The organism is Dietzia maris (genome assembly GCF_014144855.1).
Lineage (GTDB): Bacteria > Actinomycetota > Actinomycetes > Mycobacteriales > Mycobacteriaceae > Dietzia > Dietzia kunjamensis.
On the sequence record NZ_JAALDN010000023.1, the window covers coordinates 1 to 5,426 of the forward strand.

General features: G+C 66.5%; 7 protein-coding genes. 1 reads left to right on the forward strand and 6 read right to left on the reverse strand.

All coding sequences use genetic code 11. From position 1 onward, the window contains the following. Both G6024_RS00665 and G6024_RS00670 read right to left on the reverse strand, forming a co-directional pair. The coding region (locus tag G6024_RS00665; protein ID WP_159147583.1) for an alcohol dehydrogenase catalytic domain-containing protein at nt 1–677 on the reverse strand (677 nt) is incomplete at its 3' end. 67 nt (nt 678–744) lie between these two features. Next, nucleotides 745–1,272, reverse strand: a complete 528-nt coding sequence (locus G6024_RS00670) for an enoyl-CoA hydratase-related protein (RefSeq protein ID WP_228549152.1) — start codon at nt 1,270–1,272, stop codon at nt 745–747. A 309-nt stretch (nt 1,273–1,581) separates the two neighbouring features. Here G6024_RS00670 and G6024_RS00675 point away from each other — a divergent pair, with 309 nt between their 5' ends. Then, entirely contained in the window at nt 1,582–3,129 is a 1,548-nt protein-coding gene (locus G6024_RS00675; protein WP_069389786.1) for an acyl-CoA synthetase, read from the forward strand. A 39-nt stretch (nt 3,130–3,168) separates the two neighbouring features. Here the strand turns inward: G6024_RS00675 and G6024_RS00680 are convergent, their stop codons facing one another. From G6024_RS00680 to G6024_RS00695, 4 genes are all read right to left on the reverse strand, one after another. Continuing rightward, entirely contained in the window at nt 3,169–3,738 is a 570-nt protein-coding gene (locus G6024_RS00680; RefSeq protein ID WP_069389790.1) for a TetR/AcrR family transcriptional regulator, read from the reverse strand. 105 nt (nt 3,739–3,843) lie between these two features. After that, nucleotides 3,844–4,605, reverse strand: a complete 762-nt coding sequence (locus G6024_RS00685; RefSeq protein WP_338122123.1) for a lysophospholipid acyltransferase family protein — start codon at nt 4,603–4,605, stop codon at nt 3,844–3,846. Nucleotides 4,606–4,667: 62 nt separating this feature from the next. After that, nucleotides 4,668–4,925 carry an oxidoreductase C-terminal domain-containing protein gene (locus G6024_RS16320; RefSeq protein ID WP_007628308.1) on the reverse strand — a complete coding sequence of 86 codons (258 nt, stop codon included), beginning with the start codon at nt 4,923–4,925 and terminating at the stop codon, nt 4,668–4,670. A 183-nt stretch (nt 4,926–5,108) separates the two neighbouring features. After that, on the reverse strand, nt 5,109–5,426 hold a 318-nt coding region (locus tag G6024_RS00695), incomplete at its 5' end, for a cytochrome P450 (protein ID WP_159147584.1).

Consider the following 5,426-nt stretch of genomic DNA (forward strand, 5'->3'; position numbering starts at 1 on the left):
CGCTTGAACTCGACCGGGTCGACGGCGACGATAGCGCGCGCACCCGCCGCCGCTGCACCCTGGACCGAGTTGATGCCGATCCCACCGACTCCCACGACCACCACGATGTCGCCCTCCTTGGCGCCGCCGATCTCCGTGGCCGAGCCCCAACCGGTGCACACCCCGCAGCCGAGAAGTGCGGCTTTGTCCAGCGGGATGTCCTTCTCGATCTTGATGACGGACGACTGGTGCACGGTGACGTGCGGGGCGAACGTCCCCAGGAGGCACATGGTGGCCACGTCCTCACCGTCGGCGGTGTGCACCCTGAAGCCGCCGTCGCTGATCGCACGCCCGGTGAGCAGTCCCGCGCCGTTGTCGCAGAGGTTCTGCAGGCCCTCTGAACACGGCGGGCAGGTACCGCAGGCGGGGATGAACGCCAGGACGACGTGGTCTCCCTCCTCTAGGCCGATCACACCCTCGCCGACCTTGGTGACGACCCCGGCACCCTCGTGACCGCCCATGATCGGGTAGGACTCGAACTGCAGGTCGCCGGTGAGCAGGTGCTCGTCCGAATGGCAGAGGCCCGATGCGGCCAACTTGACCTGGACCTCTCCCGCCTTGGGATCGTCGATGTCGACGTCGACGATCTCCCAGCCGTCCTGCTTGGGCTCACGGATGATGGCGGCCTTGGTACGCATGGCTTTACCTCTCGTTGCGGGTTTCTGTGATGTGTGTCGAGTCATATATCTGTGACAATCGCATACGCTACGCGTCGGGCGTCGCCCAGGAGGGCAATCGGCGTTCGAGAAATGCGCTCATCCCCTCGGCCACCTCGGGCGTCGTGAACAGCCGCGCGGTGACCCCGGCGAGGTCGTCTCCACGGGCGTCGAGCTCGGCAATCATCGGCGCGGCCAGCAGCGCCTTGTTCTCCGCCAGTCCCTGCGGCGAGCAGGGCCGGAAGGAGTCGACGAGCTCGTCGACGGCGGCGTCGAGGTCCTCCACCGCGTCCGAGAGCAGGCCGATCCGCCGGGCGTGCGCGGAGTCGAACTTCTCGCCGGTCAGCAGCACGCATGCGAGATCCCGTGAGTTCACGCGTGCCGCCAACGGTACGGAGATCATGACGGCCGCCAGGCCGAGGCGGACCTCGGTGAGCGCGAAGGTGGACGACGGTCCGGCGACGGCGAGGTCGCAGGCCGCCACCAGACCCATCCCACCGGCGCGGACGTGACCGTCGACGGCCGCGATCACCGGCTTGGGATGCGCGATGATCGCCCGGAGCAGGCCCAGGAACATCCGGGCCAGCGTCCACTACGGCACCGCCACCGACGTCCAGGCACGACGCCAAGCCGTCCTCGACGCCGCCTACCACGCCCACCCGCAACGGTTCAGCCGACGACCGCAACCGCCGAAACTTCCAGAGAAGGCCACCATCAACGACCCCGCCAGACGAGCCAAAACTGGTTACGTTCCAACACCCTGAAATGTCTCATTTGATTTGACTTACTCAGTAGCGTCCGACTAGCTTGTGGGCACCGTCAGGTTTGGACAAACTACGTGATCTGACTCACTCGCAGAGATGACAGCATCCCGGAAGGAATGTCCATGGACGAGGGAATCGGCAGCTGGGTCACGACGAGGGCATTCCTCTCCGGGGACCGGATCGCTCTCGTCGACGGTGAGCGGCGTCTGACCTACTCCGCCCTAGACAGCAGCACCAATCGACTGGCCCGGGCACTGAGCGCCCTCGGCGTCCGACGGGGCGATCGGGTGGCAGGGCTCCTGCTCAACAGCACCGCGTTCATAGAGACGATGCTGGCCACGGCCAAGCTGGGCGCGGTGTTCGTGCCCATGAACGTGCGTCTTGCGCCGGCCGAGATCACCTATCTCTTGGCGGACTCGGGCGCAGACGTGTTCGTGTATTCGGCGCCCCTGGCTCCGGGGGCACGCGCGGCTGTGGCCGGCGAGGGAGTACGCGTCCGATCCCGCCTGGTCGTCGGCGGCGAACCCGAGGACGGCGAGCTGCGCTATGAGCACGTGTTGGCCAACGGTGAGGCCCGTCCAGTCAGCGCCGACGTCGATCGGAGCAACGTGTCGTGCTTGATGTACACGTCCGGAACCACAGGGCGACCCAAGGGCGCGATGCTGACCCACGACAATCACCTGTGGAACGTCGTGAACAGCTTGTCCTTCGGGCGCGGCTTGCGTGAGACCGACGTCACGGTGACCGTGGCGCCGATGTTCCACATCGGGGGCCTCGGGATCCACACCCTGCCGCTGCTGTACGTCGGCGGGACCAACGTACTGCTTCCCTCGTTCGACCCGGCGCAGACCCTGAAGGCGATGTCCCGAGAGAGGGCCACCGTGCAGTTCATGGTCCCGGCCATGTGGGCAGCGCTCATGTCGGAGCCTGGCTTCGACGACTTCGACCTGTCCTCGCTGGAGCTCGCCGTCTCCGGTGGAGCGCCCTGCCCTCTGCCGGTCATTGATTTCTATCAGGGTAAGGGGCTGCCCTTCCAGGAGGGTTTCGGAATGACCGAGACCGCTCCGATCGTGTCCGTCTTGGACGCCGATCACGTCAAGGAGAAGGCCGGATCCATCGGGCGCGCGGTGTTCCACGTTGAGGCGCGCATCGTTGATGACGCCGACAAGGACGCGCGCACCAACGAGGTCGGAGAGCTCGTCCTCCGGGGACCCAATGTGTTCGCGGGCTACTGGGGTCTCCCGGAAGCCACGGCCGAGGCCTTCCGCGGCGGCTGGTTCCACACCGGTGACCTGGGCCGCATAGACGCCGAGGGGTTCATCACGCTCGTCGACCGCAAAAAGGACATGATCATCACTGGCGGCGAGAACGTCTACCCGATCGAGGTCGAGCAAGTGCTCTACCGGCACCCGGCCGTTCGTGAAGTGGCCGTCGTCGGCGTCCCCGACGTCCGCTGGGGCGAGACCCCGGTGGCCACCGTGGCGCTCCAGGACGGCGCCGAGCCGACCGGCGAGGAACTCATCGCATACACCCGGGAGCGGCTTGCCCACTTCAAGTGCCCCACCAGGATCGAGTTCGTAGCCGAGCTGCCCCGCACAGCGACCGGCAAGGTGCTCAAGACGGTGCTACGGCAGCAGCACGGCGGCAACGAACACGCCGTGCGCCGCTGAAGCCCAGTTCAGACTGCTCCCGACGCCCGGCGCAGGTCACTATTCGAGTGAGAGGAACCGGACGGCGACCTCGGAGATCTTCCGCGCTGTCGCGGTTCGGTCCCACTTGGGGAGCGCAAGATGACTGACCGTCAGGCGCACCAGGGTGTCGGCCGCGTCGATGACATCGCCCGGGGGGAGACCCGGATAACTCTCCGCGACCCATCCGGCCAGGGTGTCGGAGGCGAGGTCGAGAAGCGGTGCGGATGTCGTGAGCAGCGGGAGCATCCCCGTGGACGCCTGACCTCCCGCATCAAGGTCACGGTTGGAGATGAGCACCGCCTTGAGCAGGGGGCTGCGCCCGGCCTCGTTCAAGGTGTAGTCGACGGCGGCTGCGATGCCTCGCTTCGCATCGCCGATGTGCGCCTCCAGCGCGCCCCGGATGCCCTCGAGGAAGCGCGAGGCCTCCCGGAGTACGACGGCTTCTCCGAGGCCGGCCTTGTCACCGAACTCCTTGTACAGAGCCGCCCGCGACACCCCGGCACGATCAGCCACCTGCCCCATGCGCACCCGGTCCCAGCCGCGGTCGACAGTCAGGTCGTGGGCAGCCTCGAGGACAGCCAGGCGCATGTGCTCCTTGAATCGTTCGCGCATTGACGGTGCCCGCATGACAGAAAGGTTAGCGATTCCTGTCTCGCGATCGACTCGCGTCACTGACTTGGACACGGCCACACGCTACCTAGCGTGCTCGTCGGCCAGTTGGTCGACCATCGCTGCGAGGGTGTCCTGAAGTCTTTGCACACCCGCAGCGGCTGCCGTCGCCGTCGGCAATTCTCGGAGGTCCTCGAGCGGGACCGGGTCCCCGACCAGCAGGGTGACCCGACGACGGCGGCCCAGCACCACCCTTCCTTCGTAGGCTGGCGCGATGGCCTGCACACCCCATTGGGCGACGGGGATCAATGGGACTGACGTCTCGAGCGCGATGCGAACAGCACCCGACCTGAGCGACATCAGACGTGCATCCGGTCGGTTCGTGATCGATCCCTCCGGGTAGACGACGACGAGGGCGCCGCGATCCACTGCTTCGATCGCGGCGCGGATCCCGGCTCGCCCGTCGGAGCGGTCGACCTGGACGTGGCCGGCCGACCGAAACCACCAGCCCACTGCTCTGCTCTGAAACAGGCTTGATTTTGCCATGAACCAGGGGGTCCGGCCCTGGGCGAGGACCATCTCCGCGAGGAAGAGCGGGTCGGCTTGGGAGACATGGTTGGCCGCCAGTACTGCGCCCCCCGACCCGGGAAGGCGCTCTGTACCGCGCCAGTCCGCTCTCCTGACGAGCAGCAGAAGGGGTTTGCAGACGACCAACGCGAGCCACCATGCAGGGCCGCGGGCGTCCGCGGGTGCGCGTCGCACGCCTGCGGACTGATGCGAGTCACGGGCGCCCGGAACGAAAGGCAGAAGTCTCATCGCGGGCCCTGCCGTCGACCTCCAAACCATCCTTGTTCACCTCGGGGGTCAGACGTTCGGTGATGACCACGACCAGTGGTCGGTCTGCTTGCTCACACCGCCACCTCCGGTGTCAGGGCAGTCGTGTCGACGGCGACTTGGCCGAGAATGCCGTTGGTGGTCATGGAGTCCCCGGGGCGGTTGACGCTGTCAGCGGCGACCGGCTCGCCCTGCCTGAGGTAGTAGCAGGTGCGGTTTCGGTCAGAGGTGGGGTCACCGCTCAGGACGATGTCGTCATAACCGTTGTTGAGTCCCGCGATCCGCAGCTTGTGGTCGTACTGGTCCGACCGGGACCATGGGAGCGCCGACACCTTCTTGTCCCTTCCGCAGATCGTCCTTGTTCCTTCCACAGGTCTTCGAGAAGGAGGTCGCTGGTAGGGCAACATCGGCTCGTCACCGGCCCACGATGTCACCGGACCAACCCTCCCGGCGGAGGCGGGTGGCCGACTGCGCGCCGGCATGGCTGGCGCCGACCACCACCGCGCGCCCCGAACTCATCCGGTTCCCTTGGGGGTGAGCTCGACCATCAGCTTGCTGATGCCGCGAACGAAGTTGGACTGCACGTACTCCGGCTCACCGACGACATCGATCCTCTCGAAGCGTGGGAGCAGCTCCTCCCAGAGGATCCGCAACTGCAGCTCGGCCAATCGGTTGCCCATGCACCGATGGACGCCGAACCCGAAAGCGATGTGGTTGCGGGCGTTGGGCCGGTCGATGATCAACTCGTCCGGCCGCTCGAACACGGACTCGTCCCGGTTGCCCGAGGCGTACCACATGACCACCTTGTCACCCTTACGGATGAACTGACCGTT

What these genes read in the sequence shown, in the direction of transcription:
- G6024_RS00670 (WP_228549152.1), bottom strand. Translation starts at nt 1,272, where the DNA reads ATGTTCCTGGGCCTGCTCCGGGCGATCATCGCGCATCCCAAGCCGGTG.
- G6024_RS00675 (WP_069389786.1), top strand. Translation starts at nt 1,582, where the DNA reads ATGGACGAGGGAATCGGCAGCTGGGTCACGACGAGGGCATTCCTCTCC.
- G6024_RS00680 (WP_069389790.1), bottom strand. Translation starts at nt 3,738, where the DNA reads ATGCGCCTGGCTGTCCTCGAGGCTGCCCACGACCTGACTGTCGACCGC.
- G6024_RS00685 (WP_338122123.1), bottom strand. Translation starts at nt 4,605, where the DNA reads ATGGTTTGGAGGTCGACGGCAGGGCCCGCGATGAGACTTCTGCCTTTC.